Origin of the sequence: Novosphingobium sp. RL4 (assembly GCF_035658495.1) — a bacterium.
Classification (GTDB): domain Bacteria; phylum Pseudomonadota; class Alphaproteobacteria; order Sphingomonadales; family Sphingomonadaceae; genus Novosphingobium.
Map to the genome: position 1 here is coordinate 691,940 of NZ_CP141944.1, position 23,226 is coordinate 715,165.

21 protein-coding genes are annotated in these 23,226 nt (G+C 65.3%); 9 read left to right on the forward strand and 12 right to left on the reverse strand.

What is annotated here, in order from left to right:
* The first annotated feature begins 122 nt into the window (after positions 1 to 122).
* Positions 123 to 1,376, forward strand: a complete 1,254-nt coding sequence (locus U9J33_RS03395) for a threonine ammonia-lyase (protein WP_132469862.1) — start codon at positions 123 to 125, stop codon at positions 1,374 to 1,376.
* 320 nt (positions 1,377 to 1,696) lie between these two features.
* Complete coding sequence (locus tag U9J33_RS03400) at positions 1,697 to 2,536, forward strand: arginyltransferase (protein ID WP_185998134.1); 840 nt, start codon at positions 1,697 to 1,699, stop codon at positions 2,534 to 2,536.
* A 12-nt stretch (positions 2,537 to 2,548) separates the two neighbouring features.
* Here U9J33_RS03400 and U9J33_RS03405 read toward each other — a convergent pair whose 3' ends face one another.
* From U9J33_RS03405 to U9J33_RS03440, 8 genes are all read right to left on the reverse strand, one after another.
* Positions 2,549 to 3,142 carry a lysozyme gene (locus tag U9J33_RS03405; protein ID WP_054436978.1) on the reverse strand — a complete coding sequence of 198 codons (594 nt, stop codon included), beginning with the start codon at positions 3,140 to 3,142 and terminating at the stop codon, positions 2,549 to 2,551.
* 86 nt (positions 3,143 to 3,228) lie between these two features.
* Positions 3,229 to 3,804 (reverse strand): fasciclin domain-containing protein, encoded by a 576-nt coding sequence (locus U9J33_RS03410; protein WP_324697893.1) that lies wholly within the window; start codon positions 3,802 to 3,804, stop codon positions 3,229 to 3,231.
* 22 nt (positions 3,805 to 3,826) lie between these two features.
* Positions 3,827 to 4,993, reverse strand: a complete 1,167-nt coding sequence (locus U9J33_RS03415; protein ID WP_324697895.1) for a hypothetical protein — start codon at positions 4,991 to 4,993, stop codon at positions 3,827 to 3,829.
* A gap of 189 nt (positions 4,994 to 5,182) precedes the next feature.
* The gene (glnA, locus tag U9J33_RS03420; protein WP_132469864.1) at positions 5,183 to 6,592 is read right to left on the reverse strand and encodes a type I glutamate--ammonia ligase; all 1,410 of its coding nucleotides are present in this window, start codon (positions 6,590 to 6,592) and stop codon (positions 5,183 to 5,185) included.
* A 168-nt stretch (positions 6,593 to 6,760) separates the two neighbouring features.
* Positions 6,761 to 7,099, reverse strand: a complete 339-nt coding sequence (locus U9J33_RS03425) for a P-II family nitrogen regulator (RefSeq protein WP_008832116.1) — start codon at positions 7,097 to 7,099, stop codon at positions 6,761 to 6,763.
* Between the two features lie 400 nt (positions 7,100 to 7,499).
* On the reverse strand, positions 7,500 to 8,423 hold the full coding sequence (argC, locus tag U9J33_RS03430) for an N-acetyl-gamma-glutamyl-phosphate reductase (RefSeq protein ID WP_054436985.1): 924 nt from the start codon (positions 8,421 to 8,423) through the stop codon (positions 7,500 to 7,502).
* On the reverse strand, positions 8,423 to 8,722 hold the full coding sequence (locus tag U9J33_RS03435) for an SH3 domain-containing protein (protein ID WP_324698999.1): 300 nt from the start codon (positions 8,720 to 8,722) through the stop codon (positions 8,423 to 8,425). The genes argC and U9J33_RS03435 overlap by 1 nt, the downstream gene beginning before the upstream one ends.
* Positions 8,723 to 8,839: 117 nt before the next feature.
* Positions 8,840 to 10,234: a leucyl aminopeptidase family protein gene (locus tag U9J33_RS03440; protein ID WP_324697902.1), complete on the reverse strand. Its 1,395-nt coding sequence runs from the start codon at positions 10,232 to 10,234 to the stop codon at positions 8,840 to 8,842.
* Positions 10,235 to 10,279: 45 nt separating this feature from the next.
* Here U9J33_RS03440 and U9J33_RS03445 point away from each other — a divergent pair, with 45 nt between their 5' ends.
* From U9J33_RS03445 to U9J33_RS03455, 3 genes are all read left to right on the forward strand, one after another.
* On the forward strand, positions 10,280 to 11,125 hold the full coding sequence (locus U9J33_RS03445) for a DUF4163 domain-containing protein (RefSeq protein WP_324697904.1): 846 nt from the start codon (positions 10,280 to 10,282) through the stop codon (positions 11,123 to 11,125).
* A gap of 73 nt (positions 11,126 to 11,198) precedes the next feature.
* A complete protein-coding gene (gene map / locus U9J33_RS03450) occupies positions 11,199 to 12,029 on the forward strand; it encodes a type I methionyl aminopeptidase (protein WP_054436987.1) in 831 nt (276 codons plus the stop codon).
* A gap of 119 nt (positions 12,030 to 12,148) precedes the next feature.
* Complete coding sequence (locus U9J33_RS03455; RefSeq protein ID WP_054436989.1) at positions 12,149 to 13,198, forward strand: hypothetical protein; 1,050 nt, start codon at positions 12,149 to 12,151, stop codon at positions 13,196 to 13,198.
* Positions 13,199 to 13,243: 45 nt separating this feature from the next.
* Here U9J33_RS03455 and U9J33_RS03460 read toward each other — a convergent pair whose 3' ends face one another.
* The 3 genes from U9J33_RS03460 to U9J33_RS03470 form a co-directional block, all read right to left on the reverse strand.
* Positions 13,244 to 14,098 carry an SMP-30/gluconolactonase/LRE family protein gene (locus U9J33_RS03460; RefSeq protein ID WP_324697908.1) on the reverse strand — a complete coding sequence of 285 codons (855 nt, stop codon included), beginning with the start codon at positions 14,096 to 14,098 and terminating at the stop codon, positions 13,244 to 13,246.
* A 133-nt stretch (positions 14,099 to 14,231) separates the two neighbouring features.
* Entirely contained in the window at positions 14,232 to 16,028 is a 1,797-nt protein-coding gene (locus U9J33_RS03465; RefSeq protein ID WP_054436992.1) for an IlvD/Edd family dehydratase, read from the reverse strand.
* Between the two features lie 21 nt (positions 16,029 to 16,049).
* Positions 16,050 to 17,216: an aldose epimerase family protein gene (locus U9J33_RS03470; RefSeq protein WP_324697910.1), complete on the reverse strand. Its 1,167-nt coding sequence runs from the start codon at positions 17,214 to 17,216 to the stop codon at positions 16,050 to 16,052.
* Positions 17,217 to 17,377: 161 nt separating this feature from the next.
* On the opposite strand from U9J33_RS03470, the gene U9J33_RS03475 reads away from it, so the two are divergent.
* Positions 17,378 to 18,694, forward strand: a complete 1,317-nt coding sequence (locus U9J33_RS03475) for a sugar MFS transporter (protein WP_324697912.1) — start codon at positions 17,378 to 17,380, stop codon at positions 18,692 to 18,694.
* Positions 18,695 to 18,805: 111 nt separating this feature from the next.
* On the opposite strand, the gene U9J33_RS03480 is transcribed toward U9J33_RS03475, so the two are convergent.
* Positions 18,806 to 19,546 carry a FadR/GntR family transcriptional regulator gene (locus U9J33_RS03480; protein ID WP_054437029.1) on the reverse strand — a complete coding sequence of 247 codons (741 nt, stop codon included), beginning with the start codon at positions 19,544 to 19,546 and terminating at the stop codon, positions 18,806 to 18,808.
* A 130-nt stretch (positions 19,547 to 19,676) separates the two neighbouring features.
* On the opposite strand from U9J33_RS03480, the gene U9J33_RS03485 reads away from it, so the two are divergent.
* From U9J33_RS03485 to U9J33_RS03495, 3 genes are all read left to right on the forward strand, one after another.
* Positions 19,677 to 21,203, forward strand: coding sequence for an aldehyde dehydrogenase (NADP(+)) (locus tag U9J33_RS03485; RefSeq protein ID WP_054436996.1), 1,527 nt, complete (start codon positions 19,677 to 19,679; stop codon positions 21,201 to 21,203).
* Positions 21,204 to 21,282: 79 nt separating this feature from the next.
* Positions 21,283 to 22,287: an AraD1 family protein gene (gene araD1 / locus U9J33_RS03490; RefSeq protein ID WP_185998125.1), complete on the forward strand. Its 1,005-nt coding sequence runs from the start codon at positions 21,283 to 21,285 to the stop codon at positions 22,285 to 22,287.
* Between the two features lie 3 nt (positions 22,288 to 22,290).
* Positions 22,291 to 23,217, forward strand: a complete 927-nt coding sequence (locus U9J33_RS03495) for a Gfo/Idh/MocA family protein (RefSeq protein ID WP_054437001.1) — start codon at positions 22,291 to 22,293, stop codon at positions 23,215 to 23,217.
* Positions 23,218 to 23,226 lie beyond the last annotated feature (9 nt).

Here is a 23,226-nt window from a genome sequence, read left to right on the forward strand (position 1 = left end):
CGATCTGGGCATGTCTTCGGTAGCGGCATTCCGGACAATAATATTACCCGGTTGATCGCGGCCGGGAATTTTTCCGAACGCTTTGCTTTCCATTTGTCCCGCTTTCCGTTAGGCGCGGCGCCATGGAACAGCCATTGCTCAAGATCGCCGCGGAGCCTCAAGAGGCCCTGCTGACTGCCGAAGACATTCGTGCGGCGGCCGAGCGCATTATCGGCAAGGTCGTCCACACGCCGACGCTCTATTCGAAGACGCTCAGCGCGATCACCGGCGCCGATATCTGGCTCAAGTTCGAAAACCTCCAGTTCACCGCCGCCTACAAGGAACGCGGCGCGCTCAATGCCCTTCTTCTGCTTGACGACGAGCGCAAATCGCGAGGCGTGATCGCGGCCTCGGCTGGCAACCATGCGCAGGGCCTGTCCTATCACGGCACCCGGCTCGGCGTGCCGGTTACCATCGTGATGCCGCGCACCACCCCCACCGTGAAAGTCATGCAGACCGAGAGCGTGGGCGGGAAAGTGGTCCTGGAGGGTGAGAGCTTCGATGAGGCTTATGCCCATGCCCGCAAGCTGGAAACCGAACTCGGCCTGACCTTCATCCACCCCTTCGATCATCCGCACGTCGCCGCAGGGCAGGGCACCGTCGCGCTTGAAATGCTGGAGGACGTACCGGAAATCGATACGCTGGTGCTGCCGATCGGCGGCGGCGGCCTTGCCACCGGGATGGGTACGGCCGCCCGCGCGATCAAGCCGGATATCCGCCTCGTCGGTGTCGAGGCGCAGCTCTATCCCTCGATGTACAACCTGCTCAAGGGCACCAGCCTGCCGATCGGCGGCGATACGCTGGCGGAAGGTATCGCGGTCTTCGCGCCCGGCCAGTTCACCTCGTCGGTGCTGCGCGAACTGCTCGACGAGTTCCTGCTGGTAAGCGAATCAGGCATCGAGAGCGCGCTGGCGCTCCTGCTCCAGATCGAGAAGACGCTGGTGGAAGGCGCCGGCGCCACCGGGCTCGCGGCGGTCATGGCCAACCGCGAACTGTTCGCGGGCCGCAAGGTGGGCATCGTCCTGTCGGGCGGCAACATCGATACCCGTCTGCTGGCGAACGTGCTGCTGCGCGACCTTGCCCGCTCCGGCCGGCTTGCGCGCCTGCGGATCGGCCTTCAGGACCGTGCCGGCGCGCTGTTCAAGGTCGCCAAGGTGTTCCACGAGCATAATGTCAACATCATCGAGGTGTTCCACCAGCGCATCTTCACGCACCTGCCCGCCAAGGGCCTGGTGACCGAGATCGAGTGCGAGGCGCGCGACAAGGCCCAGCTCGACGCGCTCGTCGCGGGGCTGCGGCGTGAAGGCTACGAAGTGAAGCAGGTCGAGACCGAGTAGTTATCGGCCCGAACGGCATTCATCCGGATCAACGCAAAAGGCGGCGGAGGGGCATTCCCTCCGCCGCCTTTTGCTTTTTTCGGACAAGCGGCAGTGTTAACTGTGTGGGCCATATCTGCTAACGGTCACAGGCTGGAAAGAACCGATCCGGGACAACCTGACGAAAACGGAACCCACTTGGTCACGATTCAGGCGAGGCTGAACCGGATTCGTGGTTAAAACGCTTTCAACAGCCCCATCGGCTATGCATATTCAGGGCTAACGCGGAGAATCCCCCGGGAGGGGCGGCTTTCCATCAGTCTAGAGGATAACCTTCGTCCGTGACGGCACCCGTTCGTTTTCCCCGGTTCTTCGTGACCAGCCCGGCCCCGTGCCCCTATCTGCCGGGCCGCAGCGAACGGAAAGTGTTCACCGAACTCAAGGGCCCTCACGCCGATTCGCTGAACGACGCGCTGGGCCGCATCGGCTTCCGCCGCAGCCAGACGGTGGCCTATCGCCCGTCCTGCCTCGATTGCAACGCTTGCGTCTCGGTGCGGGTGGTCGCGGATGAATTCGTCGCCTCCAGCACCCAGAAGCGCCTGATGAAGCGCAACGGCGATCTGGTCGCCACGGTCTGCCGGCCATGGTCCACCAGCGAACAGTTCGAACTGCTCCAGAGCTATCTCTCGGTGCGCCATCCCGAAGGCGGGATGACCTCGATGGACGAAGTGGACTTTGCGGACATGGTCGAACATACCCCCGTCACCAGCTACGTCATCGAGTATCGCGAACCTTCGGTGGACGGCGTTACGCCGGGTCGTCTCGTCGGCGCCTGCCTGACCGACCGCCAGTGCGACGGTCTGTCGATGATCTACAGCTTCTACGATCCCCATCACGAAGCGCGGCAGGGGCTGGGGACCTACATCATCCTCGATCATATCCAGCGTGCCACCGAGATGGGGCTATCCTACGTCTACCTTGGTTACTGGGTCGAAGGCTCGCCGCGGATGCAGTACAAGGTGCGCTTCCGCCCCATGGAAAAGCTCGGCCGCACCGGATGGGAGCGTCTCGCCGCCGAGGATCAGGAACGCCTGATCGCCGCCGCCGTGGCCAATCCCCGCAGCCGTGCCGACGTGGGCGAAGGTGTGCGCAAGGACGGCGTGCCCTCCATCGCCCAGTAAGCGCGGTATCCTTCAGGCGAGGGCGTAAAGCTTGGCTTCGTCCTCGCGCCTGCGTTTCAGGCCTTCCAGCACCTTGCCGTCATTGTAGATCCATTTCCCGAACTGCGCCGCCGCTTCGGCGAAGCGGCCCTCCCTGTGCAGGCGGGTGAGCGTGGCCTTGGCGATGGCCCCGGTGTTGTAGTGGAAAGAGACCAGCGCATTGAACTGGTTGGGCGTGGTGGCCGCGCCGCCGATTGCCGTGCGGACCTGGCGGACGTAACGCTCGATCTCGCTTTCGAACCGGGCGTCACACTGAGCCTGCGTCCAGACTGTGCCCGGACCGATATCGGTGCCGGTCGATCCCCAGCCGATGGTCCAGGGCTTGCCGTCCCTGCTGCCGGGATCGGGGTAGGCTTCGAAAAGGCCATCGGCGCGGCGCCTGGCGCAACCCTCCCATTTGTGGATCAGCGCGCGGCCGGACGCGCCGAGGGTGGGAACGGCGGCGGCGGGCGGTTCCTCGCCCAGTCCCCGGTCGATCGCGGCGTCCAGCGCGATGACGTCGGCGGCGGTGAACCCGCGGCCGAGCAACTGTCGAACTTCGTCGAAAATCGGCTTGCGATCGAGCATCTGCCTCTCCTTGCTGGTGGGAAAGGCCGATCAAGTAAGCCGGACCGGGGGGTGTAGGAAAATGGTTTTTACAGGCGCGGGCCCGATCAGAGCTTCTTCAGCACACCGTTGACCGGGATCGCGATGCTGGAACCGCCCGCCACGGGATCGCCGTCGAAGCTCGCCTGCGTGCCGTCCTCGGCGGTCACGGTCACGGTAGGGCCGGCCTGCGTGAAGGTCAGGGTGCCGCCGCCCAGCGTGGGAATCTCGATCTTGCCGTCCTTGCTGGCCTTGATGGCCGCGGAAATGTCCTGCGGCGTCATGTAGCCGGTCAGCATGTGGTCCTTGATGAGCGCGGCAAGGGCGGCATGGTCGTCCGCCTCGGTAAGCTTCTTGGCCGGATCGCCCAGCTTCGCGAAAGCGTCGTCCTCCGGCGCGATAAGGGTATAGCTGGCCTTCTCGCGGAACACGCCTTCGATGCCGGTTTCCTTGAGCGCTTCGGCCACGGTCTGCAGCCCGTCCGTATTGTCGAGCGCATCGGGCAGCGATGCTGACGCCGGCGTCGTGCCATCCGCCGCGGACGTCGCGCCGGCCTGTTCCCCGGCGCCGTCCTTCCCCGAACAGGCGGCAAGCGAGAGCCCCGCAGCGGCGAGCAGCACGATTCCGATACCTTCCTTGCGCATGTACTTCCTCCAGTAACGCCGGTCAGGCGAGCAGTTCGATAGCCGCCCGGACAAGGCGTGTGGCCGGATCGAGCTGGTAGATATAGCCGTCGCTGTAGCGGTAGAGTGCGTCCGTCCCGTCCGAATACTGATCGCGGTAGCCGTAGGGCACGTTGTAGACGTCATAGCCCGCTGGCATGGCCTGGCCGACCTGTACACGACTGCCGACGAGCAGCGCGGCAATTCCGGTGATCGCGGCATTTTCGGGTTTCACCCGGTAGATCGTGTTGTCGTAGTAGCGATAGGAGCCTTCGGAACCGAGGCCGTAATAGCTCGTGTAATAGCCCGGCAGCGCTACCGGCTTGTAGGTTCCCGGCCAGTTCCGCCCTACCGCCAGCGCACCGCCCAGCAGGGGTACGTAGCTGGCCACGGAATTGCCCGTGCCGATGCGCAGCATGTAGCCGTCCGCATAGCGATAACGCGTCTCGTCGTCATAGCCGCGCGAGAACCAGCCGGGGTCATGCCATGCATGGCTGGGAGGATGCGTTTCGGCGGGGAGCTTGCAGCCGGCGAACTTCCGATCGAGCCCAGGCGGGCAGCCATTGAAATGCGGCTGCCTGTCGGCGGCGGCCCATCCCATGTCGTCCTTCCGGGTGACGACCCGTACCCGGTCGTTGGTGGGGACGCGGAATTCGCGGCCATGTGCGTCCTTGTAACCGATCTCGCGGATATCCTCCCGGCGCGCGGGCTGGCCCGGCCGTGGGGTTTCCGGGCGGGCGCCGTCAGGCTGGCGCTCGTTGTTCTTTTTCATTTGCTCGGGATGGGACTGGCCAGGCTGTTCGCGCCGCGCCTGATCCTGCTGGCGCTGCTCTCGCCGGGCGGTTTCGCGGTTTTGCGCCTCGGCGGATGCGCGCTGCTCCGGGCTCGTGCGGCCCGGCTGGTCGCGGCTGGACTGCTCCCGATTCCCCTCCTCTCGACTCCCCTGTTCGCGAGGTGCCTGATCCCGAGGGGGTGCTTCCTTGCGGGCTTGCTCGGCGTGCTGCTGTTCGGAGCGTTGCTGCTGTTGGCGGGCTTCCGGTCGATCGGGCCGGCGCCCGCTCTCGGCAGGCCTATCTCCCGAAGGCCGATCTCCGGCAGGCTGGGCAACGGCAGAACCGGCGGCAAGCGCCAGAGCGGCAGCCCCCGCAAGCCATGTGCAATTCCTGGGCATCGCTGCTTCTCCTTTTCGGCGAAGGGAAACGCGGGGCGACGATAGCTGTTCCAGACTGGGTTGTCGTCAACCGCCGTAACGGAACGTCGCGCGGCAAGAGCATATGACCTAACGAAAAGGGCGCCCGGATTGCTCCGGGCGCCCCACTCGGCGAACTGATGCTCCTTCCCCGAAGGGGAGGAGGCGCGATCAGGCGCTGTAATACATGTCGAACTCGACGGCCGACGGCGTGGTTTCCCAGCGCAGCACTTCCGGCCACTTCAGTTCGAGGTACGATTCGATCTGGTCGACGGTGAACACGCCGCCTTCGAGAAGGAAGGCATGGTCGGCCTGGAGCGAATCGAGCGCTTCACGCAGCGAACCGCAGACGGTCGGCACTTCGGCGAGTTCGGCCGGCGGCAGATCGTAGAGGTTCTTGTCCATGGCTTCGCCCGGGTGGATCTTGTTCTTGATCCCGTCGAGACCGGCCATGAGCAGCGCGGCGTAGCAGAGGTAGGGGTTGGCCATCGCGTCGGGGAAGCGGAATTCCACGCGCTTTGCCTTGTCACCCGCACCGTAGGGGATGCGGCACGAAGCGGAGCGGTTGCGGGCCGAGTAGGCCAGCAGCACCGGAGCTTCGTAGCCCGGCACCAGGCGCTTGTAGCTGTTGGTGGTCGGGTTGGTGAAGGCGTTCAGGGCCTTGGCGTGCTTGATGACGCCGCCGATGAAGTACAGGCACATGTCCGACAGGCCGGCGTAGCCGTTACCGGCGAACAGCGGGTTACCCTTGTCCCAGATCGAGATGTGGGTGTGCATGCCCGAGCCGTTGTCCTTCATGATCGGCTTCGGCATGAACGTGGCGGTCTTGCCATATGCCTGTGCGACCATGTGGACGACGTACTTGTAGATCTGCATGCGGTCGGCAGTGGTGACCAGCGTGCCGAAGGTCAGGCCGAGTTCGTGCTGGGCAGCAGCCACTTCGTGGTGGTGCTTGTCGCAGGGCAGGCCCATTTCGAGCATGGTGGTGACCATCTCGCCGCGGATGTCCACGGCCGAGTCAACCGGAGCGACCGGGAAGTAGCCGCCCTTGGCGCGCGGACGGTGGGCAAGGTTGCCGGTGTCGTAGGACTTGTCCGAGTTGCCGGGCAGCTCGATGTCGTCGATCTTGAAGCCGTTGCCTTCGTAGCCGTCGTAGAACTTCACGTCGTCGAACATGAAGAATTCGGCTTCGGGGCCGACGTACACGGTGTCGCCGAAACCGGCCGACTTGACGAAGGCTTCGGCGCGCTTCGCGGTCGAGCGCGGGTCGCGGGCGTAGAGGTCACCGGTCGAGGGTTCCACGATGTCGCAGAACAGGATGAGCATCGGGGTGGCCGAGAACGGATCGACGTAAACGGCGTCGAGGTCGGGCTTGAGGATCATGTCCGACTCGTTGATGGCCTTCCAGCCCTCGATCGACGAACCGTCGAACATCAGGCCGTCTTCCAGCTCGTCCTCGCCGAGGATCGAAGCGACCATGGTGAGGTGCTGCCACTTGCCCTTCGGGTCGGTGAAACGCAGATCAACCCACTCGATCTCTTCGTCCTTGATCCTCTTGAGGACGTCCTTTGCACTAGCCATTAGAGTAGTCTCCAGTGATGCTCTTCCGATCCCGAAAGAGGCTTGGGTTTGTCATTGTCCACGGGACGTCCCCGGCCCCCGCCGGTTCATCCCGATCCGGCCGAAGCCGGGCAATAGGATTCCGGCCTGCGCCGGGATAAATGCGATAAGCGGGGGCTGACCCCTATATTACAGGGCGTCGTCGTCCCGTTCGCCGGTGCGGATGCGCACGGCGGTTTCGACGGGGACGACGAAGATCTTGCCGTCACCGATGCGGCCGGTCTGGGCGGCGTCGGCAATGGCTTCGACCACGCGTTCGGCCAGCGCATCGGGAACGACCACTTCGAGCTTCACCTTGGGCAGGAAGTCGACCACGTATTCGGCGCCGCGATAGAGCTCGGTATGGCCCTTCTGGCGGCCGAAGCCCTTCGCCTCGGTGACGGTGATACCGGAAACGCCAACTTCGTGCAGTGCTTCCTTCACTTCGTCGAGCTTGAACGGCTTGATGATAGCTTCGATCTTTTTCACGCCAGTGTTGACCCCTGCATGCTCCCGGATGTTTTCCGAAGACATTCCGGTCCGGGAACCGGATGCCTCGCGCGCGATTCCCATCAAGAATCGTGCCAATGCGGATGTTCCTCTGGTAGGCGAAGTGTGCAGCCGCGAAAAGACCGGAATCGCACGTTTTACCAACCCCGGTAAGCAGACTCATGCGGGTAAGTACCCGGTTGGCGACATTATGTGTTCAAGATATGAGCACGCCCTGCCTTAAAATTGTGCATGGGCGTAAAAATGCCCTGGTAGGCGGGCTGGTGGGCAGACGTGGTTGGTTAACGCAAGAAGGCGCCGGAGACCGCGTGGGTTTCCGGCGCCTTCTTGCGTTAAGGATATGTCGGAACGAAGTCGGCTCCCTGCCGACCAGGCGTTCTCAGAGCCGCAGGCCCGCTGTCTCGGGAAGACCGGCCATCAGGTTGAGGTTCTGCACTGCGGCGCCGCTCGCCCCTTTGCCCAGATTGTCGAGCGTGGCGACGAGACGGGCCTGAGAGCCGTCCTTCGCGCCGAGGACCCGCAGCGTCAGGCTGTCCACCGGCTCCATGGAGGCGCGCAGCAGCAATTCGTCGGGCTGGTCGTCCACCACGGTGACGATTTCGCTGCCGGCATAGAAGCCGGAGAGCGCGGCGCGCAGGTCGGCAGGCGTTCCGGCACCGGACATCATCGAGAGGTGCAGGGGGACTTCCACCAGCATCCCGCGATGGGCAGGTACCACCGCCGGTGCGAAGATCGGGGCGTGAGCGAGGCCGACGTGCGTCGTCATCTCGGGCACATGCTTGTGGCCGAGCGCCAGGCCGTAAGCGCGGAAGGCGATGTCGCGGTCTTCCTCGAAACGGCCGATCAGCGCCTTGCCGCCGCCCGAATAGCCGGAGACCGCGTGGCAGACGTAAGGCCAGTCAGCCGGGAGCAGGCCCGCCTTGACCAAGGGAGCGACCAGCGCGATGAACCCGGTCGGGTAACAGCCGGGATTGCTGACGAAACGCGCGGCGGCAACGGCCTCTCGCCCGATCACTTCGGGGAAGCCGTAAGTCCAGTCCGGTGCCACGCGGTGCGCCGAGGAGGCGTCGATCACGCGGGTCGTGTCATTGCGGATCATGCCGACGGCGGCTTTCGCTGCATCGTCGGGCAGGCAGAGGATCACGAAATCCGCCGCGTTCAGTGCTTCGGCGCGGGCATCGTCGTCCTTGCGGCGGGCATCGTCGAGGACGATCAGTTCGAACTCGGCGCGGCCCTCGAGCCGCTCGGCGATTTCGAGGCCGGTGGTGCCGGCCGCGCCGTCGATGAAGACCGTCTTCGTCATCAGTCTTGCGCCTTCAGAGCATCGAGCGGGAGATAGCCGACCTGGCCGTCTTCGCCGAACTGGCCCCAGGCCCAGTTTCCGGCGATGTCGAGCACGTTGAAGGTTTCACCCTCGGGCAGGTCGCGAATCGGTTCTGCATCCGCGCGTCCGGTAACGCGCAGCACCGCGCCGGCCAGGATCGCGTGCGGCATCGGCACGGCGTAATGCGGTACGAAGCAAAGCCCGGCGAGCTTGATATGCGCAAGGTCGCCGCGCACGGGCAGGCATCCGGGATCCGCGGTCACGCTCGGCCCGGTCATGGCAAGCAGCCCATCGATCCGGGGAGGGCGGGTATAGGAATCCTCAGTGGCCAACGCGGGTGCTTCTCCAAATGCAAAGATGCGCGCGCTTAGCGGGGGCGTGGCAAAGACGCAAGTTCAGCCACGTTCGCCAGTGTAGCGCTGCTGCAACATGTACCATGCCGCGCGCAGGCCCAGGGCATCGCCGCCCTTGGGACGACCCGGCTTCGAAGCGGGGCGCCAGGCGAAAGTATCGAAGTGCGCCCAGTCGAGCCCCTTGGCCACGAAGCGGTCCATGAACAGCGCTGCGGTGCTGGCTCCGGCGAAGCCGCTGGACCCGGCATTGTTGATGTCGGCAATGTCCGACTTCAGGTAATCGCGGTAGCCGTCGTAAAGCGGGAGGCGCCAGCAGGGATCGTCCACGCCGAGCCCGGCGTCAAGGATGGCTTGTGCGGTGGCATCCTCGCGGGCGAACAGGGCGGGCAGGTCCGGTCCTACGGCCACGCGGGCAGCGCCGGTGAGGGTGGCGAAATCGATCACCAGTTCCGGTTCCTTCTCACTCGCGCGGGTGAGCGCATCGCCGAGGATCAGGCGGCCCTCGGCATCGGTGTTGCCGATTTCCACGGTGATGCCGGCGCGGCTGCGCAGCACGTCGCCGGGGCGGAAGGAATTGCCCGAAATGGCGTTTTCGACTGCGGGGATCACGAGGTGGAGGCGCACGGGAAGCCTGGCGCCCATGATGAGGCGCGCCAGGGCGAGGGCATGGGCAGCGCCGCCCATGTCCTTCTTCATCAGCAGCATGCCCGCGCCCGGCTTGATATCCAGCCCGCCTGAATCGAAGCATACGCCCTTGCCGACGACGGCGATCCGGGGATGCTTGGGATCGCCCCATTCGAGTTCGATCAGGCGGGGGGCATGGGCGCGGCCCGCCGCGCGGCCGACGGCATGGACCATCGGGTATTCGCGTTCGAGCATTTCTCCGCGCGTGATCTTCACCTCCGCGCGGAAGGCCTTGGCGAGCGATTCCGCTTCGGATTCGAGCTGGCCCGGACCCATGTCCTCGGCCGGGGTGTTGACGAGATCGCGCACGAGTTCGATCGCTTCGGCTTCGGCGATCACGGCGTCGATCGCCTTGACCTCTCCGGTGAGGAGAATGCGTGGGCCTTCCTCGGAAGGATCGGACAGGTAGCGGTCGAAGCTGTACTGACCGGCGATCCAGCCCAGCGCAGCCTTGCCCGGTTCGCCCGAGGCGCGGCGATAGGTTCCAGCGGGCAGGACTTCAGCCAGCCTGGCAAGGCACCAGGTCGACAGCTTGGCCGGGTCGGCCACGCCGGCGGCGACGAACCAGCCGTCTCCATCGGGCAGGATTGCGTGGCTGCCGGCCGCGCCTGCGAACTTCTGCGCTTCCAGCGCGGCGCGCTGTGGAACCGACAGGCCCTTGATGAATTGCTCCAGTCCATCCTTGCCAATGAGGTGGAGGGCGACGGCCTTCTGGCCGCGATCGGGCTGAATCAATGCGTTCTTGTCGGTCATGGCCACATTCTCTAGCCTTCCCGCAAGCATGAGCCGAGAGGAAAAATGATGCGATTTGGTGCCTGGTGTCTTGTCTCCGCTGCAACGGCTGCCCTGCTCCTGGGCGGGTGCAAGGGTGAGGCGCCGGTCGCCGCCACTTCGGATGCGGCCTCCGGCGAGGCGATGGCCGAAACCGAAGCCGCTACCGAGCCCGCCGCGCAAGCCAGCGAAGTTCCGGTGGGGGGCGGCCGCGAGGAGAAGGTGGAGAACGACCTCTACGAGTTCAGTTATTCCTATCCCGATGCGGCGGGCGCGATCCCGGGTCTCAAGGCGAACCTCGACAAGCAACTGGAACAGTCCCGCGCGGATCTTATCGGCAGCGCGAAATCCGGACAGGCGGAATCGAAGCAGAACGACTATCCCTACCATGCCTACAGTTATGGCGAGGACTGGAAGGTCGTCACCAGCCTGCCGGGCTGGCTCTCGCTGTCTTCGGAAATCTATACTTATTCCGGCGGCGCGCACGGCATGACCATCTTCGATACCCTGCTGTGGGACCGCCAGGCCGAGCAGGCGCGCAAGCCGATCGACCTCTTCACCAGCAAGGAGGCGCTCTCGAAGGCGCTGCGCACGCCGTTCTGCGCCGCGCTGGACAAGGAGCGCGTCAAGCGCCGGGGCGGCCCGATCGACAAGAGCGATGACATGTTCTCCGAATGCATCGATCCGATCGAGCAGATCGTGATCCTGGGCTCGGCCAACGGCAGGACATTCGATCGCGTCGGCCTGCTGGTCCCGCCCTACAATGCCGGGCCGTATGCCGAGGGCAGCTACGAGGTGACGGTTCCGGTAACGGGCGCGGTCATGGCGGCGCTCAAGCCGCAGTACCGGTCGAGCTTCTCGGTCGCAAAATGAGGTGAGGGAAACGCAAATGCGCGAGGTCACGCACGATCTCGCAATTTGCGCGTACAATCGTTATGTACCCCTCATGACCGAATACCAGATCGTCGAACCCGGAAGCGAAACCGTCCTGCGTGACGGCACCATCAAGCTGCACGGCCCCGAGGGCTTCGAGGGCATGCGCAAGGCCGGGCGCCTTGCCGCCATGATCCTCGACGAGATTGCGCCGATGGTGCAGCCCGGCGTGACCACGGCGGCGATCGACGACAAGGTGCGCGAACTCACGCTCGATGGCGGTGCGGTGCCGGCGACGCTCGGCTACCGGGGCTATGCGCATTCCTGCTGCATCTCGATCAACCATGTGGTCTGCCACGGCATTCCGTCGGAAAAGACGATCAAGGACGGCGATATCGTCAATATCGACGTGACCCCGCTGCTCGATGGCTGGCACGGTGACACCAGCCGCATGTACCTTGCCGGCGACGTTTCGCTGAAGGCGCGCCGTCTGGTGGACGTGACTTACGAGTGCCTGATGATCGGCATCGAACAGGCCCGGCCCGGCAACCGGGTGGGTGATATCGGCGCGGCCATCCAGGCCCATGCCGAATCGTTCCGCTACGGCGTCGTGCGGGAATTCTGCGGCCATGGCCTGGGCCGTTTGTTCCACGATGCGCCGGAAGTGGTCCATGCCGGCCGCCCCGGCACCGGTCCGCTGCTCAAGCCCGGCATGTTCATGACCATCGAGCCGATGATAAATCTTGGCAAGCCGCCGGTTAAGCTTCTGGCCGATGGCTGGACGGCGGTCACCCGCGACAAGTCGCTTTCAGCGCAGTTCGAGCATTCGATCGGCATTACCGAGACGGGCTGCGAGATATTCACCACCAGCCTCAAGGGTCTCCACAAGCCCCCCTACGCCTGAGCCTCGTCGCCCTCGGGCGGATCGGAGCCGATGAAGTCATCGCCCCGGCGCATGTCCGGGGCGTGACCTGACGCCTGCGCCATGACAGCCTCCCGCCCGGAAAAAGGGAAGGGAGAGCTATGGCGACCGCGGCGATGGACCTGACCGGCGGCGTTCCCGAGGATCGCGAGTATGTCGTGGCGAAAAAGCCCGACGAAGGGCTGCGCGATGCGGTGAACGTCTGGATCGAGGAAGAGAACGGCCTTTTCGCCATGCGCATCGGCGTGGAAGCGGTGGGCAATGCCTGGGACCGGCACGAGTTCTGGCTGGACGTCGCCTTTGCCGATGGCCGCCTGCTATCCAGGCGCGGCGATGGTGAAACCCATTCGCCCTACGGGGCCGACGGTCGCCCTACCGTGCGCGGAACCGGGCCGGTGCGGTTCGAATGCATCGAGCCGTTCCGCAAATGGATTGCCACCTACAAGGGGCAGGCTGCCGAGACCTCGGCGCAGCAGGTCATCGACAATCCCGATTTCGAGGAAACCTGCTGGACCGATCTCGAGATCGCGGTGGAGATGGAGATGGCGGCACCGCCTTGGGTGCCGGGTTCGCTCCTGCCGGAGGCTGCCGCGGCGCTGGGGGGCGAGCAGGGCAGTTTCATGAGCCCGCGCTACGAACAGTTGTTCCGCTGCACGGGAACGCTCACTCTCGATGGCGAGACCCGCAGGTTCAACGCCAACGGACTGCGCATCCGTCGCACCGGCTTTCGTGCGTTTGCCGGGTTCTGGGGACACTGCTGGCAATCGGCGACATTCCCGGACGGCCGCGCATTCGGCTTCAACATCTATCCCCCGCGTGAGGATGGCGAGCCGAACTACGCGGAAGGATGGATCATCGATGGCGAAGGCGTGCGCGTACCTGCCCGACCCGTGGAAGTGCCATGGCTTCGCCGCTTCGTGACCGGCGACGAGGACGTATCTTTCGTGCTGGAAACGATTGACGGTCGCCGCATCGCGATTGCGGGGCGAACTTTCGTCAACACCCGCTCGCGCGGCGGTTTCGCCAAGCCGGTGGATTGGCCTGCGGACTTCCCGCTCGTCCAGCAGAGCCATGCATTCTACACCTGGGACGGTGAGCGGACGACCGGGATGATCGAACGATCGAGCAAGCCCAGCGTGATGGAGCCTTAGAAAGGCCGCGCGGAGAAGTGTTTCCGCCTCCCCGCGCGGCGGATATCAGCCGAGATAGATGCCCGCGGGATTGCCGGTGACGCCGGATTCCACTTCGAACAGCGCGCCGTCGAATTCGGAATCGGGCAGGCCGGTCGCCGCCGAGGTCACGAACATGCGGTCCAGCTTTTCGCCTGCGAAAGCGATGTTGGTGATGCGCCTGGCCGGAAGCTCGATCGAGCGCTCGCGCGTGCCGTCGGGAGCAAAGCGGCTGATCCGGCCGCCGTCCCAGTGTGCCGTCCAGAGATAACCTTCGGCGTCCGTGGTCATGCCGTCGGGATAGCCGTCTTCCTCGGAGAAGCGGATGAATTCCTCGCGCGAATGGGCACCGCTCTCGTCCAGGGCGAAGCGGTAGATCACCCGGCGGCCCGAATCGGCATGGTAGAGCCACTGGCCGCAAGGCGAGAACGCCGGGCCGTTGGGCACCGTGTAGTCGGTGTCGATCACCTGCCATTCGCCCGAGGGCGAGAGGCGGTAGAGCGAGCCGGTCACTTCTTCCTCTGCCATGTCCATCGTGCCGCACCAGATCGCGCCGTGGCGGTCGGCCTTGCCGTCGTTCATGCGGTTGCCGGGCAGGTGGGGCTCGGGATCGTTACGCTCGGAAATCGTCAGCGGGTCGAGCGTGATATTGGCCACGCCGTCCTGGAAGCCGCCGATCAGGCCGCCTTGCGCGCGCGGAGCGACCCAGCCGAGGCGTGCGGGCATATCCCAGCGAGTTACCGTGTTGTCCGCGAGGCTGAGGCGGTTGAGGGCAGGGGTGAGGATGTCGACCCAGTAGAAGGCATTGTCGCGCTCGCACCAGAGCGCGCCTTCGCCGAGGGTATCGCGCACGTCGCGATCGATCTTGCGCCAAAGCGTCATGAGAACTCTCCCTATGCTGTGAAAACGGTTCGGCCCCCGCCCCCGCCTTTCCCTTGTTCAGGGACAGGCAGGGGCGGGGGCCGATAGGTCATCCGGCGGCTAGGCCGGACAGGATATCAATCGGAGCCAAAAGTCAGTGATTGTCGCGCGGCAGGCCCATGGTCTGGGCGATGCGCTGGTACTTTTCGGCGCCTTCGAGGATGGCGCCGGTGTTCATCTGGCCGACCACCGAGCGCTGGATTTCCTGCCACGGGGTCTGCGAGGCCGGGTAGGCATAGCCGCCCTTGGCTTCGAGAGCGGCGCGGCGGGTCGCCAGTTCCTCGTCGGAGATGAGCACGTCCACGCGGCCCTTCTTGAGGTCCATGCGCACGCGGTCACCGGTTTCGAGCAGGGCGAGACCGCCCATCGCCGCCGCTTCGGGCGAGGCGTTGAGGATCGAGGGGCTGCCCGAGGTGCCCGACTGGCGACCGTCACCGATGCACGGCAGCGAGTGCACGCCTTCGGTGATGAGGTACGAAGGCGGACGCATGTTCACGACTTCGGCTGCACCCGGATAGCCGATCGGGCCGGCGCCGCGCATGAACAGCAGGGTTTCGGGGGTGATGCCGGTCGCCGGATCGTCGATGCGGTGGTGGTAGTCCTCGGGACCGTCGAACACCACGGCATTGCCTTCGAAGGCATCCGGGTCTGCGGGGTTCGAGAGGTAACGGTCGCGGAACTCCTTGGAGATCACGCTGGTCTTCATCACGGCCGCGTCGAACAGGTTGCCCGACAGCACGAGGAAGCCGGCTTCTTCCACCAGCGGCTGGTCGAAGGGCTTGATGACCTTCTCGTCCTCGATCGTCGCGTCGCGGCAGTTGTCGCCCATGGTCTGGCCATTGACGGTCATCGCGTCTTCCTTGATCAGCCCCTGGCCGATCAGCTGCGCGACGACGGCGGGTACGCCGCCTGCACGGTAGTAGTCCTCGCCGAGGTATTCGCCGGCGGGCTGCAGGTTCACCAGCAGCGGGATCTTGTGGCCGTAGGTTTCCCAGTCCTTGAGCGGCAGGTCGACACCGATGTGGCGCGCGATCGCGGCAAGGTGGATCGGGGCGTTGGTCGAACCGCCGATGGCGGCGTTGACGACGATGGCGTTATGGAACGCGTCGAGCGTCATGATGTCCGAGGGCTTGAGGTCCTCGTGAACCATGTCGACGATGCGCTTGCCGGTGCGCCATGCGCATTCCTGGCGGTCACGGTAAGGCGCGGGGATCGCGGCCGAACCGGGCAGCATCATGCCGAGCGCTTCGGCGAGCGAGTTCATCGTCGTCGCCGTGCCCATGGTGTTGCAGTAGCCGGTCGACGGGGCCGACGAGGCGACGAGCTTGATGAAGCCGTCCGCGTCGAGTTCGCCGGCGGCCATCATCTCGCGGCCCTTCCAGACGATCGTGCCCGAACCGGTACGCTCGCCCTTGTGCCAGCCGTTGAGCATCGGGCCGACCGAAAGCGCGATCGCCGGGATGTTCACGGTTGCCGCCGCCATCAGCAGCGCCGGGGTGGTCTTGTCGCAGCCGGTGGTCAGCACCACGCCGTCGAGCGGGTAGCCGTAGATCGCTTCGACCAGGCCGAGGTAGGCGAGGTTGCGGTCAAGCCCTGCGGTCGGGCGCTTGCCGGTTTCCTGGATCGGGTGGACCGGGAATTCCAGCGCAATGCCGCCCGCTTCGCGAATGCCCTCGCGAATGCGCTCGGCCAGCACGATGTGATGGCGGTTGCAGGGCGACAGGTCGCTGCCGGTCTGGGCGATACCGATGATCGGCTTGCCCGAGCGAAGCTCTTCAAGGCTGATGCCGAAGTTCAGGTAACGCTCCAGGTAGAGCGAGGTCATGTCGATGTTGTCGGGATTGTCGAACCAGGCGCGCGAGCGCAGCTTGGGAGCGGTCTTGTCGGTCATGGGCGTTCGTTTCTTTTCGGGTCAGCGCGAAGAAGTGGAAACGCGGTAGATCATGACATGCTTGTAGGGCTTGCCGGGATCGACGCGGGTGGAAGGGAAGTTCGGGTGATTCGGCGAATCCGGGAACTTCTGCGGTTCCAGTGCGATGCCGTCGCCCATGCGGTAGAGGTGGCTGTTCTTGCCGATGAAGGTGCCGTCCAGGAAGTTGCCGGCGTAGAACTGCACGCCCGGTTCGGTCGTCAGCAGTTCGAGCACGCGGCCCGAAGCAGGATCTTCGAGGCGGGCGGCCAGTTCGGGAGTCTTGGTCACGCCCTTGTCGAGCGCGAAGTTGTGATCGTAGCCACGGCCCATGACGATCTGCTCGTCCTTGCCGTCGCGGATGCCTTCGCCGACCAGGCGGGCCTTGCGGAAGTCGAACACGGTGCCGGTTACGTCACGCAGTTCGCCGGTGGGGATCAGCTTGTCGTTGACAGGGGTGTAGTGGCCGGCCGGGATCGTCAGCAGGCTCTGCAGGGCGTCGCGCGGGCTGCCTTCGCCGGCCATGTTGAAGATGGCGTGATTGGTCATGTTGAGCACGGTCGGCTTGTCGGTGGTCGCTTCGAACACGACCTGCAGGTTGCCCTTCTCGTCAAGCGAGTAGGTCACCCTGGTCTTCACCGTGCCGGGATAGCCCGAATCGCCGTCGGGGCTGACGAGCGAGAACACCGCCGTCGCCACCGGGCCGGACTTGATCGATTCGACCTTCCAGTTCTGGACGTCGAAGCCCTTGCCGCCGCCGTGCAGCGACTGGCCGTGATCGTTCTGGGGAAGCTGGTAGGTCTTGCCGTCGAGCGTGAACTTGCCGTCGGCGATGCGGTTGCCGTAGCGGCCGATGGTGGCGCCCCAGTAATTCGGGCGCTTTTCATAGCTGGCGACATCGTCATAGCCGAGCAGGATGTCGGCCGACTTGCCCTCGCGGTCGGGGGCCATCATCTTCCACAGCGTGGCGCCGTAAGTCAGGATCGTCGCCGAGACGCCGTTGGCGGCCTTGAGCGTGACCGCGCTGACTTGCGTGCCATCGGAAAGTGCGCCCGCCGGAGCCTGCGAGGCATCGGCGGCGAGTGCCGGATTCGAAAGGGAAAGGGCTGCAATGGCCAGGGCTGGGGCGGATATCGCCGTGCTTACAAACGCCTTGCGCAGTTTCCTCATTGCCCTAGCTCCCATATCTTTGTGTAAGTCGATTCTGCATCTTGGTTTCCGACGCGGCCCATTGACGACGCCGTGTCGCGCATATAGTCCGACAAATAGAAAGAGCGCAAGCCGGTTTGCCGCAGGGCACGGCGCGGTTCTCTGGTAAAGAGAGGATAGTCATGCCCCCAGTGGTTTCATCTGGAGATGCCCCGGTGCTTCACGCGCAGCCAGCGGGCGTCCGCTACGGCCCGGCGCTGACGCTGCTTGCCAGCCTGTTTTTCATGTGGGGCTTCATCACCGTCATCAACAACACGCTGCTGCCGCACCTGCGCAGCGTGTTCGACCTGAGCTACACCCAGACGACGCTTATCGAATCGGTGTGGTTCATCGCCTATTTCGTGGCCTCGATTCCCTCGGCGAAGCTGATCGAACGCGTCGGCTACCAGAAGTCGCTGGTCACCGGCCTGCTGATCATGGCCGCCGGCGGGCTGGGCATGATGCTGGCTGCCAGCATCCCGTCCTACGGCATCACGCTGGTCATGCTCTTCGTGATCGCCAGCGGCATCACCCTGCTTCAGGTTGCGGCGAATCCCTATGTCGCCGTCGTCGGCAAGCCCGAGACCGCGTCCTCGCGCCTCAACCTGGTGCAGGCGCTCAACTCGGCCGGCACCATGCTGGCCCCGCTGTTCGGCGCCTACCTGATTCTTGGTCGTTCCAAGAGCGGGACCTCGGCCGCCGGCACGGTCCTGACCGATGCCGAGCGTCTGGCTGACGCCCATTCGGTGATCCTGCCTTACGCGCTGGTCGCGGTGGTGCTGGTCATTCTGGCCGTGGTGATCGCCAAGTTCCCGCTGCCCTCGATGGGTACGGCGAACTCGCGCCTTGCCAAGGAGCAGCGCAAACACCTCTCGCTGTGGAATCACCGCAACCTCGTATTCGGCATTCCCGCGATCTTCATCTACCTGATCGCCGAGATCGGCGTGGCGAATCTCTTCGTGAACTTCGTCAGCCAGCCCGACATCGCCAACCTGACGCATGAACAGGCGGGCAAGTACCTTACCTTCCTGTGGGGCGGCATGATGGTCGGCCGTTTCGCGGGCTCCGCGATCATGCAGCGTTTCGACGCGGGCAAGGTTCTGGCGTTCTTCTCGGTCGGCGCCTTCGCGGTAATGGTCGTGACGATCTTCGCCCATGGCCCGGTTGCGATGTGGTCGCTGATCCTTGTCGGCCTGTTCCACTCGATCATGTTCCCGACCATTTTCACCCTCGGCATCAAGGGCCTTGGCCCGCTGACCGAGGAAGGCTCGGGCCTGCTGGTCATGGCGATCGCCGGCGGCGCGCTGGTGATCGTGCAGGGGTGGCTGGCCGACAACTTCGGTCTCCAGAACTCGTTCATCCTGACCGCGGTATGCGAACTCTACGTGCTGTTCTACGCTCTGTGGGGCAGCAAGGTCACGAACGCGGAACCGGATCTGGTTCCCGAGGGGGCCGAGTAATCCGCGCTATCCAGCGTCAACGAAAAGGCCCCGGCGAGCGATCGCCGGGGCCTTTTCTTTTTTTGGATTATGGATGGGCCCGGACTTGGTCCGGGCGCGTTGGCGTCGGGCTTACTTTTTCTCCATGGCGCTGCGCGTGTCCTCCAGTGCCAGATCGACCAGCACGTTCATCGCTTCGGCAGCGGTCGCCGCATCCCCGGCGGCGATCGCGTCATAGACGCGGACGTGATCGGGGATCGGGTTGCGGGGCAGGGCGCGGGCCCGCTGCTTGAACTGGGTGGTCCAGTTCACCGCAGCACCGATCGAGGCGCTGAGCACGAGCAGGGCGTCGTTGCGGGTGGCCTGGAGAATCGCGTTGTGGAAGTCGCGATCCGCCGCGCGGCCGGCCTCGGTGGTCAGGGTGTGCCGCCGCATCGCGGCCAGCGCATCCTTCATCGCCTTGAGGTCGTTCTTGTCCCGGCGCTGCGCGGCAAGCCGCGCGGCGGCAGGCTCCACGATGGCGCGCAGTTCGAAGAGGCTGCGCACGAACTCGATGTCCGGCTCTCCCGCGAAGGCCCAGCCGAGCACTTCGGGATCGAGCAGGTTCCAGCGGTCCCTCGGCAGCACCCGCGTTCCGGCCTTGGGGCGGCTGGCGACCAGGCCCTTGGCGGTGAGGACCTGAATGGCTTCCCGATAGGCGCTGCGCGAGACCTGGAGTTCCTCGGCGAAGGCGACTTCACCAGAAAGAATGTCCCCGGGCGCATATTTGCCGGACAAGATGGCCGTTCCCAGTTTATGGGCGATCGCACCGTGCAGGCGGCGGCCCGGACCCCGAGCCTCGTCGGCCGGCCTTGCACTTTCTTCATCGTTCACGAAATTGGCTTCTGACACTGTTATTGGCACCTCCCGAAGGGAACGTAACAGCCCTTCTCACGCGAAGGAACGACAAACATTGCGTTTCCTGTGCGCTGGGAATATGTCGGAGTAAATAGGGAGACCCCAAATGACCGAATTCCGTTCCATCGTGGCCGAAACCGGTGAGCCGCACGGCGAACCTCTGGCCGTGAACGGCCCCGCCGACGTCGCCGCAGCCTGCGCCGCCGCTGCCGCTGCTTTCGACACTTATCGCGCCACCGATCGTGAAACGCGCGCTGCGTTCCTCGAACGAATCGCCGACGAGATCATCGCCATCGGCGATTCGCTGATCGAAGCCTACATTGCCGAAAGCGGACTGCCCCGTGGTCGCGGCGAGGGCGAGCGTGGCCGTACCGTCGGCCAGCTGCGCCTGTTCGCCGATGTCGTCCGCAAGGGTCAGTGGCAGCAGCTGCGTATCGATCCGGCTCTGCCGGACCGCGCCCCGCTGCCTCGTCCCGACCTGCGCCTGCGCATGATTCCGGTGGGTCCGGTTGCCGTGTTCGGCGCCTCGAACTTCCCGCTCGCCTTCTCGACCGCCGGTGGTGACACCGCTTCGGCGCTCGCCGCCGGTTGCCCGGTCGTGGTCAAGGGTCACCCGGCCCACCCGATCACCGGCAGCCTGATTGCCGCCGCGATCACCAAGGCCGTGAAGGACGCCGGTCTTCCCGAAGGCGTGTTCCAGCACCTCGTCGGCCCGTCGAACGAACTCGGCGCCGCGCTGGTCCAGGATCCGCGCATCATGGCGGTCGGCTTCACCGGCTCGCGCGGTGGCGGTCTCGCCCTCGCCAAGCTGGCCCAGGCCCGCGAAGTGCCGATCCCGGTCTATGCCGAAATGTCGAGCATCAACCCCGTCCTGCTGCTTCCCGAAGCGCTGAAGGCACGCGGCGAAGCGCTCGGCACCGCTTTCGTCGGTTCGCTGACGATGGGCGCCGGCCAGTTCTGCACCAACCCCGGCCTGATCCTGGCTGTCGAGGGTGAAGGCCTGGACGCCTTCGTCGCGGCCGCCACCGGCGGTGTTGCCGAAGCCAAGCCGCAGACCATGCTCACCACCGGCATCGCCGCTGCTTATGCCAAGGGCGTCGAAGCGCTTGAAGGCAATGCCGGCGTCGAAACCATCGCCAAGGGCGAAGAAGGCAGCAAGACCACCGGCGGTGCGATCCTGTTCCAGACCACGGCTGCCCAGTTCCTCGCCGACAAGGCGATCGGCCACGAAGTGTTCGGCGCTGCGTCGATCGTCGTGCGCTGCAAGGACGAAGCCGAACTCGCCGGCCTGCTCGAAGGCCTGGAAGGCCAGCTGACCGCCACCCTGCACATGGACGAAGCCGACGAAGCCGCCGCTTCGCGCCTGCTGCCGGTGCTGGAACGCAAGGTCGGCCGCATCCTCGTCAACGGCTGGCCCACCGGCGTCGAAGTGTGCCACGCGATGGTGCACGGCGGCCCGTTCCCCTCGACCACCGACCCGCGCACCACGTCGGTCGGCAGCATGGCGATCGACCGCTTCCTGCGCCCGGTCAGCTACCAGAACTTCGCTCAGGGCCTGCTTCCGGCAGAACTGCGCGACGCGGCCTTCGGTGACGGCGCTCCCCGCCTGATCGACGGCGCACTTACCCTCTAACCAGTCCACTCAATCCCTGCGGCGCGCTCCCCCAAGAAGGCGCGCCGCAGATAGGGCCAAGAGCCCGGGAGAGATCTCCATGACCTACCTTCGCCTGCTCCAGCATCGCGCGCCTGACGGCGTGCGCTCCGTCATTCTTGCCGAGGGCGATGCCGCCCACTTCCTTCAGGGCGTCACCAGCACCCGCGAACTCGCCCAGCGCGCCATCGCCGAAGGCGTGACGCTGGCCGAAGCCGCCAAGGCTGCCGGACAGGGCGAAGCGGTCGACATCAAGGCCGAATTCGCGGCCGGCAACCTGCTTGCCCCGATCGACCACGAAGATTCCGCACACCTGCTGATGACCGGCACGGGCCTGACGCACCTCGGTTCGGCCGAGGGTCGCAACAAGATGCACCAGGCTGCCGCCTCGGGTGAGCATGTCACCGATTCCATGCGCATGTTCCTTGAGGGCCTTGAAGGCGGCAAGCCCGCCGCGGGCACCGAAGGCCAGCAGCCGGAATGGTTCTACAAGGGCGACGGTCAGCTGCTCGTCGGCCCCGGCGATGCGCTGACCATGCCCGCCTTCGCCAAGGACGGCGGCGAAGAGCCGGAACTGGCGGGCATCTACCTCGTAGGCGAAGACGGCCATGTCTACCGCCTCGGCCTCGCGCTCGCCAACGAGTTCTCGGACCACGTCACCGAGCGTCACAACTACCTGTGGCTTGCGCACTCGAAGCTGCGCCAGGCCGCGCTCGGCCCGGAACTGCTGCTGGGCACCCCGCCGGAGAAGATCGAGGGCACCAGCAAGATCGTGCGCGGCGGCGAGACGATCTGGGAAAAGCCCTTCCTCTCGGGCGAAGGCAATATGTCGCACACCTTTGCGAACCTTGAGCATCACCACTTCAAGTACGACCTGTTCCGCCGTTCGGGCGACGTGCATGTCCACTTCTTCGGCACCGCGACGCTCTCGTTCGCCGACGGCGTGACCACGCAGGAAGGCGACGTATTCGAGATCGACGCCGCACCCTTCACCCTGCCGGTTTCCAACCCGCTTGCCCGCGCTGCCGCTTCGGGCGAGGCGACGACAACCGTGAAGGCGCTCTGAGCCATGGATCCGATCCGTATCGCCATCGTTGGCGTGGGCAAGATCGCCCGCGACCAGCATATCCCCGCGATCGAGGGCAACCCGAACTTCAGCCTCGGCGCCACGGTCAGCCCGCATCACCGCGGCCCTGAAGGCATCCCGCACTTCAGCAGCCTCGAAGACCTGGTCGAGAACGGCCCGGCCATCGACGCGGTGGCGCTCTGCACCCCGCCGCAGGTCCGCTATGACCTCGCCGCGCTGGCGCTGGCGAAGGGCATGCACGTGTTCCTGGAAAAGCCGCCGGGCGCCACGCTGGCCGAAGTGGCGGCGCTGGAAAGCCGTGCCGACAAGGTGGGCGTGACGCTGTTCGCTTCGTGGCACTCGCGCTACGCCGCGGGCGTTGCCCCGGCCCGCGCCTGGCTTGCCGAGCGTACGATCAAGAGCGCCAGGATCGTCTGGCGCGAAGACGTGCGCGTCTGGCATCCGGGTCAGGACTGGATCTGGGAACCGGGCGGCCTTGGCGTGTTCGATCCGGGCATCAATGCTCTCTCGATCGCCACGCACATCATGCCGCGCCCGTTCTTCCTCAAGGAAGCGACGCTCAGCCTGCCGGCCAACCGCGCTGCGCCGATCGCCGCCGATATCGAGTTCCGCGATACCGCCGGAGCCGAAATCCACATGGACCTCGACTGGCGCCAGACCGGCCCGCAGTCGTGGGACATCATCGTCGAGACTGACGCGGGAACGCTGAAGCTCTCGAACGGCGGCGCCGTGCTCACCCTGCCCACCGGCACAGAGCACAACGAAGACCTTGAATATCCGGGTCTCTATTCGCGCTTCGCCAACCTGATCCGTGGCGGCCGCAGCGATGTGGACATCGCGCCGCTGCGCCTCGTGGCCGACGCGTTCCTGCGCGGACGCCGCGAGCTCGTCGAAGAATTCCACGACTGATTTCCCAGG